At 67.0% G+C, this 14069-nt stretch carries 11 protein-coding genes and 3 tRNA genes; 7 read left to right on the top strand and 7 right to left on the bottom strand.

The window, feature by feature from the left end:
• Positions 1 to 79: 79 nt before the first annotated feature.
• From C5F75_RS11175 to C5F75_RS11150, 6 genes are all read right to left on the bottom strand, one after another.
• Complete coding sequence (locus C5F75_RS11175) at positions 80 to 1117, bottom strand: ABC transporter permease subunit (protein ID WP_104012235.1); 1038 nt, start codon at positions 1115 to 1117, stop codon at positions 80 to 82.
• Between the two features lie 40 nt (positions 1118 to 1157).
• Positions 1158 to 2711 (bottom strand): sugar ABC transporter ATP-binding protein, encoded by a 1554-nt coding sequence (locus C5F75_RS11170; protein WP_059575699.1) that lies wholly within the window; start codon positions 2709 to 2711, stop codon positions 1158 to 1160.
• Complete coding sequence (locus C5F75_RS11165; RefSeq protein WP_059575960.1) at positions 2698 to 3945, bottom strand: ROK family protein; 1248 nt, start codon at positions 3943 to 3945, stop codon at positions 2698 to 2700. The genes C5F75_RS11170 and C5F75_RS11165 overlap by 14 nt, the downstream gene beginning before the upstream one ends.
• 336 nt (positions 3946 to 4281) lie before the next feature.
• A tRNA-Leu gene (locus C5F75_RS11160) sits at positions 4282 to 4368 on the bottom strand.
• A gap of 104 nt (positions 4369 to 4472) precedes the next feature.
• Complete coding sequence (locus tag C5F75_RS11155; RefSeq protein ID WP_059575696.1) at positions 4473 to 5462, bottom strand: aliphatic sulfonate ABC transporter substrate-binding protein; 990 nt, start codon at positions 5460 to 5462, stop codon at positions 4473 to 4475.
• Positions 5463 to 5806: 344 nt separating this feature from the next.
• Positions 5807 to 5893, bottom strand: a tRNA-Leu gene (locus C5F75_RS11150).
• Positions 5894 to 6067: 174 nt separating this feature from the next.
• Here C5F75_RS11150 and C5F75_RS11145 point away from each other — a divergent pair.
• On the top strand, positions 6068 to 6337 hold the full coding sequence (locus C5F75_RS11145) for a hypothetical protein (RefSeq protein ID WP_059575694.1): 270 nt from the start codon (positions 6068 to 6070) through the stop codon (positions 6335 to 6337).
• 171 nt (positions 6338 to 6508) lie between these two features.
• Here C5F75_RS11145 and C5F75_RS11140 read toward each other — a convergent pair.
• Positions 6509 to 6595 (bottom strand) — tRNA-Leu (locus tag C5F75_RS11140).
• 249 nt (positions 6596 to 6844) lie between these two features.
• On the opposite strand from C5F75_RS11140, the gene rnr reads away from it, so the two are divergent.
• The 6 genes from rnr (at position 6845) to C5F75_RS11110 (ending at position 14063) form a co-directional block, all read left to right on the top strand.
• Positions 6845 to 9319, top strand: coding sequence for a ribonuclease R (rnr, locus tag C5F75_RS11135; protein WP_059584327.1), 2475 nt, complete (start codon positions 6845 to 6847; stop codon positions 9317 to 9319).
• Between the two features lie 148 nt (positions 9320 to 9467).
• The gene (rlmB, locus tag C5F75_RS11130) at positions 9468 to 10211 is read left to right on the top strand and encodes a 23S rRNA (guanosine(2251)-2'-O)-methyltransferase RlmB (RefSeq protein WP_006484150.1); all 744 of its coding nucleotides are present in this window, start codon (positions 9468 to 9470) and stop codon (positions 10209 to 10211) included.
• 104 nt (positions 10212 to 10315) lie between these two features.
• Positions 10316 to 11188 (top strand): N-acetylmuramoyl-L-alanine amidase, encoded by an 873-nt coding sequence (locus C5F75_RS11125; protein ID WP_059584325.1) that lies wholly within the window; start codon positions 10316 to 10318, stop codon positions 11186 to 11188.
• Between the two features lie 92 nt (positions 11189 to 11280).
• The gene (gene rpiA / locus C5F75_RS11120; protein WP_059584323.1) at positions 11281 to 11976 is read left to right on the top strand and encodes a ribose-5-phosphate isomerase RpiA; all 696 of its coding nucleotides are present in this window, start codon (positions 11281 to 11283) and stop codon (positions 11974 to 11976) included.
• 282 nt (positions 11977 to 12258) lie between these two features.
• On the top strand, positions 12259 to 12975 hold the full coding sequence (locus C5F75_RS11115; RefSeq protein WP_059584322.1) for a FadR/GntR family transcriptional regulator: 717 nt from the start codon (positions 12259 to 12261) through the stop codon (positions 12973 to 12975).
• Between the two features lie 101 nt (positions 12976 to 13076).
• A complete protein-coding gene (locus tag C5F75_RS11110; protein ID WP_059584320.1) occupies positions 13077 to 14063 on the top strand; it encodes a Gfo/Idh/MocA family protein in 987 nt (328 codons plus the stop codon).
• The last annotated feature ends 6 nt before the right edge of the window (positions 14064 to 14069 follow it).

Below are 14069 nucleotides of genomic sequence, written 5' to 3'. Positions count from 1 at the left end.
CTGTTGGCGAACGGGCGCAGGAGGACCTGCCTGCGCCGCGATGGTGGAATGGTAAGGAATGCGCGGTGAGGAAAGCGTGTCAGGTACGGGCCGAGTCGCGCTGGCGATAGCGGTCGAGCGCGACCGCGCCGATGATCACCAGCCCCTTGATGATGTACTGCCAGATGTCGGACACGCCGAGCAGCACGAGGCCGTTGGTCAGCACCGCGATGATCAGCGCGCCGATCAGCGTGCCGACGATCGAACCGACGCCGCCGACGAAGCTCGTGCCGCCGAGGATCACCGCGGCGATCGCATCGAGCTCGTACGACTGGCCGAGCTGCAGGCCGTTGGCCGCATACAGGCGCGCGGCCGACATCACCGCGCCGAGGCCGGCGAGCAGGCCCGACGCCGCATACACGAACATCTGGATCGCCCGCACGTTGATGCCCGACAGGCGCGCGGCTTCGGGGTTGCCGCCGACCGAATAGATGCGCATCCCGAGCACCGTGCGGCGCAGGATGAACCACGAGATCGCGATCACCGCGCACGCGATCACGACGAGCCACGGCACGCCGAGGATCGAGCCGTTGCCGATGAACGCGAACGGCAGTTGCGGATTGAACACGGTCGTGTCGTTGCCGATCAGGCGCGCGACGCCGCGTACGGCCGTCATCGCGCCGAGCGTGACGATGAACGGCGGCAGGCGCAGGAACGAGATCAGCCCGCCGTTGATCGCGCCGAACACGAGGCCGACGACGAGCGCGAACGGCACGCCGAGCCAGCCCCAGCCGGGAACGGTCGACGCGATGAGCGCCGCGACGGCCGCGGCGGCGAGCACCGAGCCGACCGACAGGTCGATGCCGCCCGTCAGGATCACGAACGTCATGCCGGCGGCGAGCACGATGTTGATCGACGCCTGCTGCGTGACGATCGACAGGTTCTGCAACGTGAAGAAGCCGTCGGTCAGGAAGCCGAAGCCGACGCACAGGACCAGCAGCACCGGCAGCATGCCGGCCGTGCGGATCAGCGATTGCATGCGGGCGCGATGATCGGCGCCGCGCATCAGGGGCGTGCGGTTGGCGACCGGTTGGGCGGTCGCGGAAGCGAGGTTCCGCTGCTTGGTCGGGTTGATCATTTCGGTAGCCTGAAGGTAAGAGTGAAATGAAAAGGGCGGCTCAGTGCGCGTCGGCCAGTTCGGCCTGCGAGCCGGTGGCGAGCGCGATGATCGCTTCCTGCGTGATCGGCGTATGCGTGTGTCCGCCGAGTTCGCCCGCGATCTCGCCTTCGCGCATCACGAGCACGCGATCGGCGACGCCGATGATTTCCGGCAGCTCGCTGGAGATCACGATCACGCCCACGCCGGCACGGGCCAGTTCGTTGATGATCCGGTAGATCTCGGATTTCGCGCCGATGTCGACGCCGCGTGTCGGTTCGTCGAGGATCAGCACGCGCGGCTTCGTCTCGAGCAGGCGCGACAGCAGCACTTTCTGCTGGTTGCCGCCCGACAGCGCGCCGACGTTGACGTTCGCGTGCGGGACGCGGATCGACAGCGATGCGATGGCGTCGCGCGCACGTTCGGCGCCGCGCGCGAGGTCGAGCGCGCCGAGCCGGGCATCGCGGTTGCACACTGAGATGTTGATGTTGTCGCGCACGCTCATGTCGAGGAACAGGCCCTGGCGCTTGCGGTCTTCCGTCAGGTAGACGAGGCCCGCGTCGATCGCGTCGCGCGGCGAGTGCGCGCCGAACGTGCGCTCGCCGAGCTTCACGTCGCCGCGCACGCGCGGCTCGGCCCCGAAGATCAGCCGCGCGAGCTCGGTGCGGCCCGCGCCGACGAGCCCCGCGATGCCGAGCACCTCGCCTGCGTGCAAGTCGAGGCTGCAGCCGCGCACGCGCGCGCCGTCGGCGATGTCGCGGACCGACAGCAGCAGGTGGCCGGGGTCGTACGGCGCGTGTTCCTTCTTGTAGAAACCGGAGATGTCGCGGCCGACCATCATCCCGACGAGCCGGTCGGCCGACAGCGCCTCGCGCTCCAGCGTGCCGACGTACGTGCCGTCGCGCAGCACCGACACGCGATCGGACAGCTCGTAGATCTCCGCCATCCGGTGGCTGATGTAGATGATCGCGAGACCTTCCTCGCGCAACTGGCGGATCAGTCGGAACAGGTGTTCGGTTTCGCGCGACGACAGCGGCGTGGTCGGCTCGTCCATCACGAGGATCCGGGCGCGGGTGTGCACGGCGCGCGCGATTTCGACGAGCTGCTGTTCGGCGATCGACAGCGTGTCGACGAGCGTGTCGGGCCCGAACGGGGCGCCCAGGCGCGCGAGCACGTCCTGGCAGCCGCGCGCCATCGCCGCGCGGTCGATCGTGCCCCAGCGCCGGTTGCCGCGGCGCAGTTCGCGGCCGACGTAGATGTTTTCCGCGACGGTCAGGTTCGGCGACAGGCACAGCTCCTGGTAGATCACCGCGACGCCGGCATCGCGCGCGGCGAGCGGGCCGTCGATGTCGATGCGTTCGCCGTCGATCAGGATCTCGCCGCCGGCATCGGCGCGGTATGCGCCCGACAGGATCTTCATCAGCGTCGACTTGCCGGCGCCGTTCTCGCCCATCAGCGAATGGATCTCGCCCGGATAGACGGTCAGGCTGACGTTGTCGAGCGCGCGTACGGCCGGGAACGTCTTGCTGATCCCGCGCATTTCGAGCAGCGGACGGGGCGACTCAGAACGCGACATGGTGGACCTCCTGCGAATCGGTGCGGGCGCCCTTGAGGATGCCGGCCCGCGGGGAGAAGTTGAAAAACATCGGCAGCGTGGCGGCGCCGATCGCGCCGGCGTCGGCGCCGAACGTGCCGCGTACGAGCACCGGCGTGCCGCGCGCCTCGGGCGCGGTGGCCACGAGCGCAGCGCGCAGGCGGGTCGTGACCGCGTCGAGCAGGCCCGCGTCGGTGTCGGCATCGATCACGACCACCGGTGCGTCGATCACGCACAGGACCGCGCGCAACGCCGGCGCGAGCGCGTCGACGCAGTCGTCGATCCATTCGTCGACGGCCGGCAGGCCGCGGGCGATGCATGTTTCGAGATCGGCGCGGTTCTCGACCGTCTCGCCGTGATGGCGCAGGTGGCGCACGAGCGCATGCAGCGATGCGCGTGCGAGCAGGATGTCCCACGGGCCGCGCGGCGGCGGCGCGGAGGCCAGCCGGCTCGGCGGCACCGGAATCACCGCGATGTCGCCCGCATTGCCGGTCACGCCGCGCAGGCAGTCGCCGTCGATCGCGATGCCGCCGCCGATCGCCGGCCCGATGAACAGGTAGACGAAGTCGTCGCACTGCCGGCCGTACCCGTAGAACAGTTCGGCGATCGCGGCCGCGTTGCCGTCGTTTTCGCCGAACACGGGCAGAGACAGCGTGCGGCCGAGGTCGGCCGCGAAATCGACGTCTTCCCAGGCGTGAAACGTGTCGGGCGCGAGACCGAGCTCGCGCATCCACGCGCCGAGGTTGTACGGCTGCGCGACGCCGACGCCGGTCAGGCGCGCGCGTTCATGGTCGGGGAGCAGGGCCTGCATCGCGTCGATGTCGCGACGCACGATTTCGAGCACGTCGGCGGGCGGGGGCAGCAGCGTGTCGTGCGAGCGGCGGCCGAGCACGTCGCCGGCGAAGTTGACGAGCGCCGTCTCGATGCGCATGCGGTCGAGATGGACGCCAATGCCGAACGCGCCGCGCGGATCGAGACGGATCAGCGAAGCGGGTTGGCCGCGCTGGCCTTCGGTGCGGCCGGCGAACTGGATCAGCTTCGCGTCGGCGAGCGATGCGATGATGCTGCCGACCGCCGTACCCGTCATGCTCGCGAGACGGGCGAGATCGGCCTTCGATGCGCTGCCCGCGCGGCGCAGCGTCTTCAGCAGCAGGCGCTCGTTGTAACGGCGCACGTTGGCCGAATTGCTTCCCTGGCCGAAGTGCGGGCTTCTCATGGCGTCTCCTTCCATGGCGCGCCGTTCGGCGGCGCATTAAATAAATCACGTTGATTTATTTAACCGCGTGAGCGGCGACCTGTCAGCCTAGGGAAATCCCGGTTGCGGCCGGGAAGGCGCGCCGGGCAGGGCACACGCGGCTCGCCGCGCGGCCGGGAATTTCGGATTTGTCTGGTGAAAGTGGGGCCGGCCGCGCGTCGCGATTGTCGCTCGGGCCTGCATGCGCCGGGCTTGCAAGCGCAGCCTTTTGAGTCCTCGCGCAAAGCGCGCAGGCGCTTTGCTTCCTGGGCTTGAAATGAAAAAGGCCGGCTAGAAGCCGACCTTTTTAAAAACATATGGTGCCCAGGAGAGGACTCGAACCTCCACGATGTTGCCACCGCTAGGACCTGAACCTAGTGCGTCTACCAATTCCGCCACCTGGGCACGTTTCGCTTGCTGCGATGCGAAAGACCGAAATTATAGCGTGCTGATTGAGCCTGTCAACATAATTTCATTCGCGACGATAAAAATATTGCGCCGCGAGGCCGTCACGCGCCGACCGGTTCCGCACGCTTCGCGGTGAAATTCCAGCGCTGCGCCTGGCTTGTATCGACGCGGGCGGGTAGCAGTCCAGCCGCCAGGAACGTATCGGCGATCTTCTGCTGTTCGCCGAAGTTTTGCGTGGTCACCGCGCGGACGAGGTAACTGCGTCGCGCATTCGCCCGCGCGATCGTCGCGGCATCGAGCCCCCAGATCGGTGCGAGCGTGTTCGCGGCCTCCTGCGGATGGTCGCGCAGCCACGCGCCGGCCAGCGACAGTTGGTCGAACAGAATCTGGACGACGTCGGGGCGCGCGGCGGCAAAGCTGCTCGATGCAAGGTAATAGCGCTGGTACGACGCGAGTCCGTTGCCGTCGGCCAGGATCCGTACGTCGGGATTCCGGTCGACCGACGCGACATAGGGGTCCCACGTGATCCATGCGTCCACGCTGCCGCGCTCGAACGCGGCGCGGCCGTCCGCGGGCGTCAGGTAATGGATCGCCACCTCGGCGGGCGCGAGCTTCGCGCGTGCGAGCGCGGCAAGCAGCAGGTAGTGGCTGCCGGCCGCCTTGGTGACCGCGATACGCCGGCCCTTGAGATCGGCGAGCGTGCGCAGCGCGCTGTCCTGCTTGACGACGATCGCCTGCGCTTTCGGCGAAGGCGCCTCCTGCGCGACGTACACGAAATGCGCATGCGCGGCCTGTGCGAAGACCGGGACCGTATCGGCCACATCGGCACTGAAGTCGACGGCGCCGACATTGAGCGCTTCGGTCAGCGGCAATCCGCTCGCGAATTCATGCCATGACACGCGCAGGCCGATCGGCGTCAGCGCCTGCTCGAGCGTGCCGCGCGTCTTGAGCAGCGTGATCAGCGTCGACGACTTCTGGTAGCCGATGCGCAATGTGCCCGGCGCATTCTCGGCGTGCGCGCGGACGCCGGCGGCAGCGAGGCCTGCGGCCAGCATTGCGCGTGCGAACGCGCGGCGGTTCATCGACGTCATGAAGGGGGCTCCTCGTTGGATGCGTTGAAAGCGAGGCGGCTAACGTAACAACGGGAGAGGGTGATTGATAACCGATAAATTCTGCTATCGATCGGAGCGGCCGACATAAGGGCCGAAGACAGGCGCTTTGCTTCCTGGGCTTGAAATGAAAAAGGCCGGCTTAGAAGCCGACCTTTTTAAAAAACATATGGTGCCCAGGAGAGGACTCGGTCACCCAAGCGCGACCCCGGCTGCGCTTGCAAGCGCAGCCTTTCGAGCCCTCGCGCAAAGCGCGCAGGCGCTTTGCTTCCTGGGCTTGAAATGAAAAAAAGGCCGGCTAGAAGCCGACCTTTTTAAAAAACAGATGGTGCCCAGGAGAGGACTCGAACCTCCACGATGTTGCCACCGCTAGGACCTGAACCTAGTGCGTCTACCAATTCCGCCACCTGGGCACGTTTCGCTTGCTGCGATGCGAAAGACCGCAATTATAGCTGGTCCCGAGTGGCTGTCAACACAATTTCATCGGAGCTCCCAAAATATTCAGTCGCGCTCGATCGCCCGCTCGCACCTCCTAAAACGTTGCGCGGCGAGGTTCCGGTGCCCGTGGCCCCGTATCGACGCGATCCATGGCTCGGACCGGCAATTCGGACCGCGAACTGTCGCATGTCGCGCTGCAGGGGATTCGCGTCGCGGGGAGGTCGCTGCCGGCCGCGGCCCTCTCGAACAAAGGCGAGTTCAAGATCCAGAACGACGATCGCTTTTCCCGTGCATTCCACTGGATCTTCGCGGTCGTGATCCCGTGCACGATGGTGGCCGGATGCTCGCTGCTCTTCATTACCAGCCGGATGTCTGGCGTTTCGTGTCGACACGCAACGGGTTGCTCGCGTGCCGCCTGAGCCGATGAAAGGGAGGGCTGGCGCGCGACTGCGTACGGTACGGCCGGCGGCGTCCGCCGGGCAAACGAAAAAGGTCGGCTTTCTCTGACCTTTTTGAATGCCGGAAGCACTTTGCTTCTTGGGCTGGAAATGAAAAAAGGCCGGCTAGAAGCCGACCTTTTAAAAAACCGATGGTGCCCAGGAGAGGACTCGAACCTCCACGATGTTGCCACCGCTAGGACCTGAACCTAGTGCGTCTACCAATTCCGCCACCTGGGCACGTTTTGCAGGAGCTGCTTGCTGCAAAGAAGCGAAATTATAGCGCCCCAATTATCCCTGTCAACACTTTTTTGCGATGCATCGCAAACCGGCCGTCGCCGCGCCTGCGGGCGGCATTCCCGACATTTGGCGACACGGGCGGGTGATAGAATGACCCGCCGCCGTCAATATAGAACTGTCAGACGGACACCTCTATGTTGATGCCGTGCACCATCAGTCAACGCAACGAGAACAATCATCGACAAACCCTTGAGCAAATATCCGTACCCCATTCCGAGCCGTGAAGAAATTCTCGGCGTGCTGCGTACGAGCGACGCGCCGCTAGCCGCCAACGACATCGCCGAAGCCCTGTCGATCAAGCGTCAGGAGCGCGAGGGGTTCTTCCGACGGGTCGCCGCGATGGAGCGCGATGGCCAGATCCGCCTCGACAAGCGCGGCCACTATCAGTTGACCCATCCGTCGAATTTCGTCGCGGGGCGTGTGCAGGGGCATCGCGACGGCTACGGGTTCGTGATCCGCGACGACGGCCAGGACGACCTGTTCCTCCCGAACGGCGAAATGCAGAAGGTGATGCACAACGATCGCGTCCTCGCGCGGATCGTCGGCTACGATCGCCGCGGCCGCCCGGAAGGGCATGTCGTCGAAGTCACCGAGCGCGCGAACAAGCGCGTGATCGGCCGCCTGCTGAACGAGAACGGTGCGCTGATCGTCGCGCCGGAAGACAAGCGTATCGGCCACGATATCCTGATCACGCAGAACGTGAAGAAGGCGAAGGTCGGGCAGGTCGTCGTCGTCGAGCTGACCGATTTCCCGAGCCGCCATTCGCAGCCGCTCGGCCGTGTCGTCGAGGTGCTCGGCGATATCGACGATCCGGGCATGGAAATCGAGATCGCGGTGCGCAAGTACGGCGTGCCGCACGAATTCAGTCAGCCGGCGCTCGACGAAGCCGCCGCGCTGCCCGACAAGGTGCGGCCGGCCGACCTGCGTTTCCGCGTCGACCTGCGCGACGTGCCGCTCGTGACGATCGACGGCGAGGACGCGCGCGACTTCGACGATGCCGTCTACTGCGAGCCGGTCAAGGTCGGCCGCGGCGACGGCTACCGGCTGATCGTCGCGATCGCCGACGTGTCGCACTACGTCCAGCCGGGCAGCGGCCTCGATGCCGACGCGCTGGAGCGCAGCACGTCGGTCTACTTCCCGCGCCGCGTGATCCCGATGCTGCCGGAGAAGCTGTCGAACGGGCTCTGTTCGCTGAACCCGCAGGTCGACCGCTGCGTGCTCGCATGCGACATGGTGATCACCGCGCGCGGCGAGATCAAGGCATACCAGTTCTATCCGGCCGTGATCCATTCGGCGGCGCGCCTCACGTACACCGAAGTCGCCGCCGTGCTGTCGAACACGAAGGGGCCGGAGGCCGCGCGCCGCGCGGATCTGCTGCCGCACCTGCAGGATCTGTACGGCGTCTACAAGTCGCTGTTCGCCGCACGTCAAAAGCGCGGCGCGATCGATTTCGACACGACCGAGACCTACATCGTCTGCAACTCGCAAGGCAAGATCGAGCAGATCGTGCCGCGCCAGCGCAACGACGCGCACAAGCTGATCGAGGAATGCATGCTGGCCGCGAACGTCTGCGCGGCCGATTTCCTGAAGCGCAACAAGCATCCGGGCCTGTACCGCGTGCACGCGGGGCCGACGCCGGAGAAGCTCGAGAACCTGCGTGCGTTCCTGCGCGGCATGGGCCTGTCGCTCGGCGGCGGCGACAAGCCGCACGCGAGCGACTACGCGGCGCTGATGGCGCAGATCCGCGACCGGCCGGACGCGCAGATGCTGCAGCCGATGCTGCTGCGCTCGATGCAGCAGGCCGTCTACAGCCCGGACAACATCGGCCACTTCGGTCTCGCATACGAGGCGTACGCGCACTTCACGAGCCCGATCCGCCGCTACCCGGACCTGCTCACGCATCGCGCGATCTACGCGATCCTGTCCGGCAAGAAGTACGTGCCGAAGGCGCCGGAAGGCTTCGAGCTGAACACCGCGCTGTCGCCGCGCGCCCGCGCGATGCAGCAGGCCGACGACGAGGCGCGCGGCCGCTCGCGTTCGAACACGGCAATCTGGGAGGAGCTCGGCCTGCACTGCTCGGCGAACGAGCGCCGTGCGGACGAGGCGTCGCGCGACGTCGAGGCGTGGCTCAAGTGCTACTTCATGCGCGACAAGCTCGGCGAGGAGTACGGCGGGATGGTGAACGGCGTGACGTCGTTCGGCATCTTCGTGCAGCTCGACACGCTGTTCATCGAAGGGCTCGTGCACGTGACGGAGCTCGGCTCCGACTACTTCCAGTACGACGAGATCAAGAACGAGCTGCGCGGCGAACGCACGGGTATCCGTTATCGCCTGTCGGACCGCGTGCGCGTGCAGGTGAGCCGCGTCGATCTCGACGCGCGCAAGATCGATTTCCGCCTCGTGCGCGATACGCCGGTGAAGGCGCCGCGTCCGTCGCCCGCACCGGCTGCCGGCGTCGATCGCAACGGCAGCGGCCCGCGCGTGCGTGCGCTGCCGCCGGTGGAGGACACCGTGCCGCGTGGCAAGAAGGCCGCGAGCGCGCCGAGTGTCGCGGTGAAGGAAGCGCGCGCCGCACGTGGCGCCGCGAAGAAGAAGGGCGGCGGTGGCGGCGGCGCGCCGGCGAAGCCGACCGCGAAGAAGGCCCGCGCCCGCAAGAAGTACTGAGCGTTCAGGGCGGCGTGTGCGCACGCCCTGCAGTATCGAAAGACGCCGCGTTATCGGCCATCGGCCGGCCACGCGGCGCTTTCCTTTTCCATGGATCGCGGCTGCGCGAATCGCGCGGCCGCCTGTTTGATCGAAGGTTGTTCCAGTCATGTCACGTCTGAAGGTTCTTTACGGTTTTCATGCGGTGACCGCACGTTTGCGGCACGATGCATCGACGGTGGCGGAGGTGCTGTACGACCAGACGCGCCGCGACCGCCGCATGCAGGAGTTCCTGCACGCCGCGAAGGAAGCGGGCGTGCGGCTGATCGCAGCCGACGAAACGCGCCTGTGGGGTCTCGCGCATACCGAGCGCCACCAGGGCGTCGTCGCACGCGTCGAGGACATGCCGCTCGCGCAGAACCTGTCCGAGCTGCTCGACGGCATCAACGGGCCTGCGCTGCTGCTCGTGCTCGACGGCGTCACCGATCCGCACAATCTCGGCGCCTGCCTGCGGGTCGCCGATTCGGCCGGCGCGCACGCGGTCATCGCGCCGCGCGATCGCGCGGTCGGCCTGAACGCGACTGCCGCCAAGGTGGCGAGCGGTGCAGCCGATACCGTGCCCTACATCACCGTGACGAACCTCGCCCGTGCGCTGCGCGAGCTGAAGGAAGCCGGCGTGTGGATCATCGGGACGTCGGACGAGGCGCCGGCGACGCTCTACGAAACGAAGCTCGACGGCCCGGTCGCGCTCGTGATGGGCGCGGAAGGCGAAGGCATGCGCCGGCTCACGCGCGACACCTGCGACGAAGTGATGAGCATCCCGATGGCCGGCAGCGTGGAAAGCCTGAACGTGTCGGTCGCGAGCGGCGTGTGCCTGTACGAAGCCGTGCGCCAGCGGCGCGTGAAGGGCTGAGCCCCGGGTCCGCCCGTCCCGCGCGCGATGCGCGGGCGTCGAATCACCCAAGCGACGCGTGCCCCGATGCAAGGCGGCACGCGGCTACCCGGAACCCGCGACCGATGACCCTGTTTCGTGCCGGCATCTCCTGCGCCGTGCTCGGCCTGCTGGCGGCCTGCACGTCGCCGTCGCTCGTCGAGCGCGGCACCTACTACGCCGACACGAGCCTGCACGCGCGCGGCGCCGATTCGCGGATTCGCTTTCTCGTGATGCACTACACCGAAAGCGACGAGACGAAATCCTTGCGCACGTTGACCGGCGATTCGGTCAGCGTGCACTACGTCGTTCCGCCGCGGCCGCCCACCGAGCGCGGGATGCCCGTCGTCCACCAACTCGTTCCGGAAGCGCGGCGTGCATGGCACGCGGGCGTCAGCGAGTGGCAGGGCACGACCGAGCTGAACGCGGTGTCGATCGGCATCGAGAACGTGAACCGCGGCCCGCTCGACCCGCAGCAGCGCACCTGGCAGCCGTATCCACCCGAACAGGTCGACGCGCTGATCCGCCTGTCGAAGGACATCGTCGCGCGCTACGGGATTGCGCCGACGCGCGTGGTCGGGCACAGCGACATCGCGCCGCAACGCAAGATCGATCCCGGGCCGCTGTTCCCGTGGCATGCGCTCGCGCAAGCAGGCATCGGCGCGTGGCCGGACGACGCCACCGTTGCCGCGCGGCTCGGCGGCCGCGACCCGCACGCGCCGGTCGACGTGCGCGAACTGCAGCTCAAGCTCGCGCGCTACGGCTACGACGTGCCGACCGACGGCGTGCTCGACACGCGCACGCGGCGCGTGTTCGCGGCGTTCCAGATGCATTTCCGGCCGTCCGACTACGCGGGCGACCCGGACGCGGAAAGCGACGCGATCGCGCAGGCGCTGCTCGACAAGTACTTCCCCGGCGCGCAAACGGCGGTTCCCGCTCCGGTGGCCGACACGCGCTGAATGCGCGGCGCATTGCACGCCGAAAAACGCGGGGGCGTCCGCCGACTCCGGTAAACTGGCGGTTTTCAGCAATCCCGCAGCATTACCACGCCATGACTCAAGACGAACTCAAACGCCTCGTCGGCCAGGCCGCCGCCGATTACGTGATCCAGAACGTGCCGGAAGGCGCCGTGATCGGTGTCGGCACCGGCTCGACCGCCAACTGCTTCATCGACGCGCTCGCGGCCGTCAAGTCGCGCTATCGCGGCGCCGTGTCGAGCTCGGTCGCCACGACCGAACGCCTGAAATCGCACGGCATCAAGGTGTTCGACCTGAACGAGATCGACTCGCTGCAGGTGTACGTCGACGGCGCCGACGAGATCGACGCCGGCGGCGCGATGATCAAGGGCGGCGGCGGCGCGCTGACGCGTGAGAAGATCGTCGCGTCGGTGGCCGACACGTTCGTCTGCATTGCGGACGCGAGCAAGCGCGTGCCGGTGCTCGGCGCGTTCCCGCTGCCGATCGAGGTCGTACCGATGGCGCGCACGGCGATCGGCCGGCGCGTGACCGCGCTCGGCGGCGTGCCCGTGCTGCGCGTGACGAAGGACGGCGCACCCTACATCACCGACAACGGCAACGAGATCATCGACGTGAAGGGCCTGCAGATCGCCGATCCGCGCGGTTTCGAGGCACAGGTGAACGCATGGCCGGGCGTCGTGACGGTCGGCCTGTTCGCGGAGCGCGGCGCGAATCTGTGCTTGCTCGGCACGGAAAACGGCGTTGAAACGATCGCTTATCCGGCTGGCTGAAACTGAATGAGAAGCAGTCCGTAACGGCGCGGTATCGGTCGTCACGGATTGCATAGTTAAATCTTGTGGAAACCGGGGTCCGGCAGGCGCGGCGCGCTTCCCGGGCTTTTTTTTTAGCCGTATAAATCACCTCGTTCAAAAGAGGGATAACCCTGTCAGGTGTTTACCAGATAGCGAAATATCGTCGAACTCATCAACTTATAGATCATAAGAACAGAGTAGTAACCAGGGCCGGCGGAACTGCGGAGCAGGTGTTCGCAAATCGACGCACGGGGAGGTGTCATGGAGCAGGGCAAAGACCGGTCACTGGTCGCCAAAGTGATGGATGGGCTTGTCGCGGGTATCGTCGAGGACAAGTACGGCGGCATCTTGCCGCCGCAGGACGTGCTGTCGAAAGAGTTCGACGTGAGCCGCACGGTGATGCGGGAGGCGTTGTCGATGTTGCTTGCGCGCGACATGCTCGACGTGCGTCCGAAAGTCGGGACGCGCGTGCGGCCGATGCGCGACTGGCGGATGATCGACGAAGACGTCGTGAGCTGGCGATTTCGGGCAAAGCCCGATCCGCAGTTCATGCGCGACGTCATCGAATTCCGGATGCTGATCGAACCACGCGCGACCGCGCAGGCGGCCGTGCGTGCGACGGCCGCCGACATCGCGGGCATTCGCGAAGCGTTCGATGCGTTCAAGGTGCTGCAGCCGGGCGATTCCGGCTACGACACGGCGGACGAGTTGCTGCATACGCGGATCGTCCAGGCAAGCGGCAACCAGTTCTTCCAGCAGATGGCGGCGATCGTGCGCGGGGCGGTGCGTCTCGTGAATCCGCGCGTCGTGCAGAAGGAAGGCGCGCACGACATCGCGGTGAAGGCGCATGCGCGCGTCGTCGACGCGATCGAGCGGCGCGACCCGCGAGAAGCCGAAGCAGCGTCCCTCGCGCTGATCGATTTCAGCGCGGACGAGATTTCGCGCGATTTCTCGGTCGACGTGCCGGTGCGGGCCTGACGGCGCGCGTGTCGTCCATCCGTGTGCCGCGGGGCCGTTTATCATGACGGCCGGCCGGCAGCGTGCCGGCAACCGCCATACGACCGACACGGAAGATCAGGATGAACGACAACGACCATCGCCCGGTGCGCTTCGGCATCGTCGGCGCAGGCAGCATCGCGCGCCGCTTCGCGCAAAGCCTCGCGCACGTGCCGGGCGCCACGCTCGCCGGCGCCTGGGCCCGCCGCGCCGACGCAACGGCCGCCTTCTGCGAGACATGCGGCGGCACGCCTGCCGCGAGCCTCGACGCGCTCCTCGCGAGCGATATCGACGCGGTCTACATCGCGACGCTCCATGACAGTCATGCGCAGTACACGCTGGCCGCACTGGCTGCCGGCAAGGCGGTGCTGTGCGAGAAACCCGCCGCGCTGAACGCCGCGCAACTCGACACGGTGCTGCACGCGGCGCGCGCTGCCGGGCGGCTCTTCATGGAGGCGATGAAGCCGCCATTCTTTCCGCTGTACCGTCAGTTGCGTGCGCACCTGCGTGACGATCCGATCGGCGAGATCCGGCTCGTGCGGGCGGGCTGCGCATCGTCGTCGGTGCCGGAGGCGCATTCCGTCTATCGGCTCGATCGCGCGGGCGGCGCGCTGCTCGACATCGGCATCTACGAGGCGTTCCTTGCCGTCGACTGGCTCGGCGCGGCGCGCGACGTGCAGACGCTCGGACGCGTCGGCGCGACGGGCGTCGACCTGTTCGCGAGCCTGAACAGCGTGCATGAGAACGGCGGGATCGCACAGCTCTTTTGCGGTCTCGACGTGATGGGGCGCGGCGACGCGCTGATCGCCGCGGCGGGCGGCCACGTGACGATACACGAGAAGTGGTGGAACCCCGCGCGTGCGACGATCCGCTACGCGGACGGGCGCACCGTCGAGCTCGATGCGCCGGTCGACGGCGGCGGGCTGAACTACGAAACCGAGCACTTCTGCGATCTGCTGCGTGCGGGCGAGACCGAAAGCCCGATCATGACGCACGACCATTCGCGGCGGATGATCGCGATGACGGATGCGGCGCGCGCCGTGCTCGGCGTGCGCTATTCGGGCGAATAGACGGGA

It is taken from the genome of Burkholderia anthinoferrum, from assembly GCF_002925705.1.
In the GTDB taxonomy this organism is placed as follows: Bacteria; Pseudomonadota; Gammaproteobacteria; order Burkholderiales; family Burkholderiaceae; genus Burkholderia; species Burkholderia semiarida.
Note: the sequence above shows the minus strand (reverse complement) of the source record. Positions and strands in the feature narration are given on the sequence as shown.

Excerpts from the sequence above, each read along its gene's own strand:
- C5F75_RS11175 (WP_104012235.1), bottom strand. The coding sequence starts at position 1,117 with ATGATCAACCCGACCAAGCAGCGGAACCTCGCTTCCGCGACCGCCCAA.
- C5F75_RS11170 (WP_059575699.1), bottom strand. The coding sequence starts at position 2,711 with ATGTCGCGTTCTGAGTCGCCCCGTCCGCTGCTCGAAATGCGCGGGATC.
- C5F75_RS11165 (WP_059575960.1), bottom strand. The coding sequence starts at position 3,945 with ATGAGAAGCCCGCACTTCGGCCAGGGAAGCAATTCGGCCAACGTGCGC.
- C5F75_RS11155 (WP_059575696.1), bottom strand. The coding sequence starts at position 5,462 with ATGACGTCGATGAACCGCCGCGCGTTCGCACGCGCAATGCTGGCCGCA.
- C5F75_RS11145 (WP_059575694.1), top strand. The coding sequence starts at position 6,068 with ATGGCTCGGACCGGCAATTCGGACCGCGAACTGTCGCATGTCGCGCTG.
- rlmB (WP_006484150.1), top strand. The coding sequence starts at position 9,468 with ATGTCACGTCTGAAGGTTCTTTACGGTTTTCATGCGGTGACCGCACGT.
- C5F75_RS11125 (WP_059584325.1), top strand. The coding sequence starts at position 10,316 with ATGACCCTGTTTCGTGCCGGCATCTCCTGCGCCGTGCTCGGCCTGCTG.
- rpiA (WP_059584323.1), top strand. The coding sequence starts at position 11,281 with ATGACTCAAGACGAACTCAAACGCCTCGTCGGCCAGGCCGCCGCCGAT.
- C5F75_RS11115 (WP_059584322.1), top strand. The coding sequence starts at position 12,259 with ATGGAGCAGGGCAAAGACCGGTCACTGGTCGCCAAAGTGATGGATGGG.
- C5F75_RS11110 (WP_059584320.1), top strand. The coding sequence starts at position 13,077 with ATGAACGACAACGACCATCGCCCGGTGCGCTTCGGCATCGTCGGCGCA.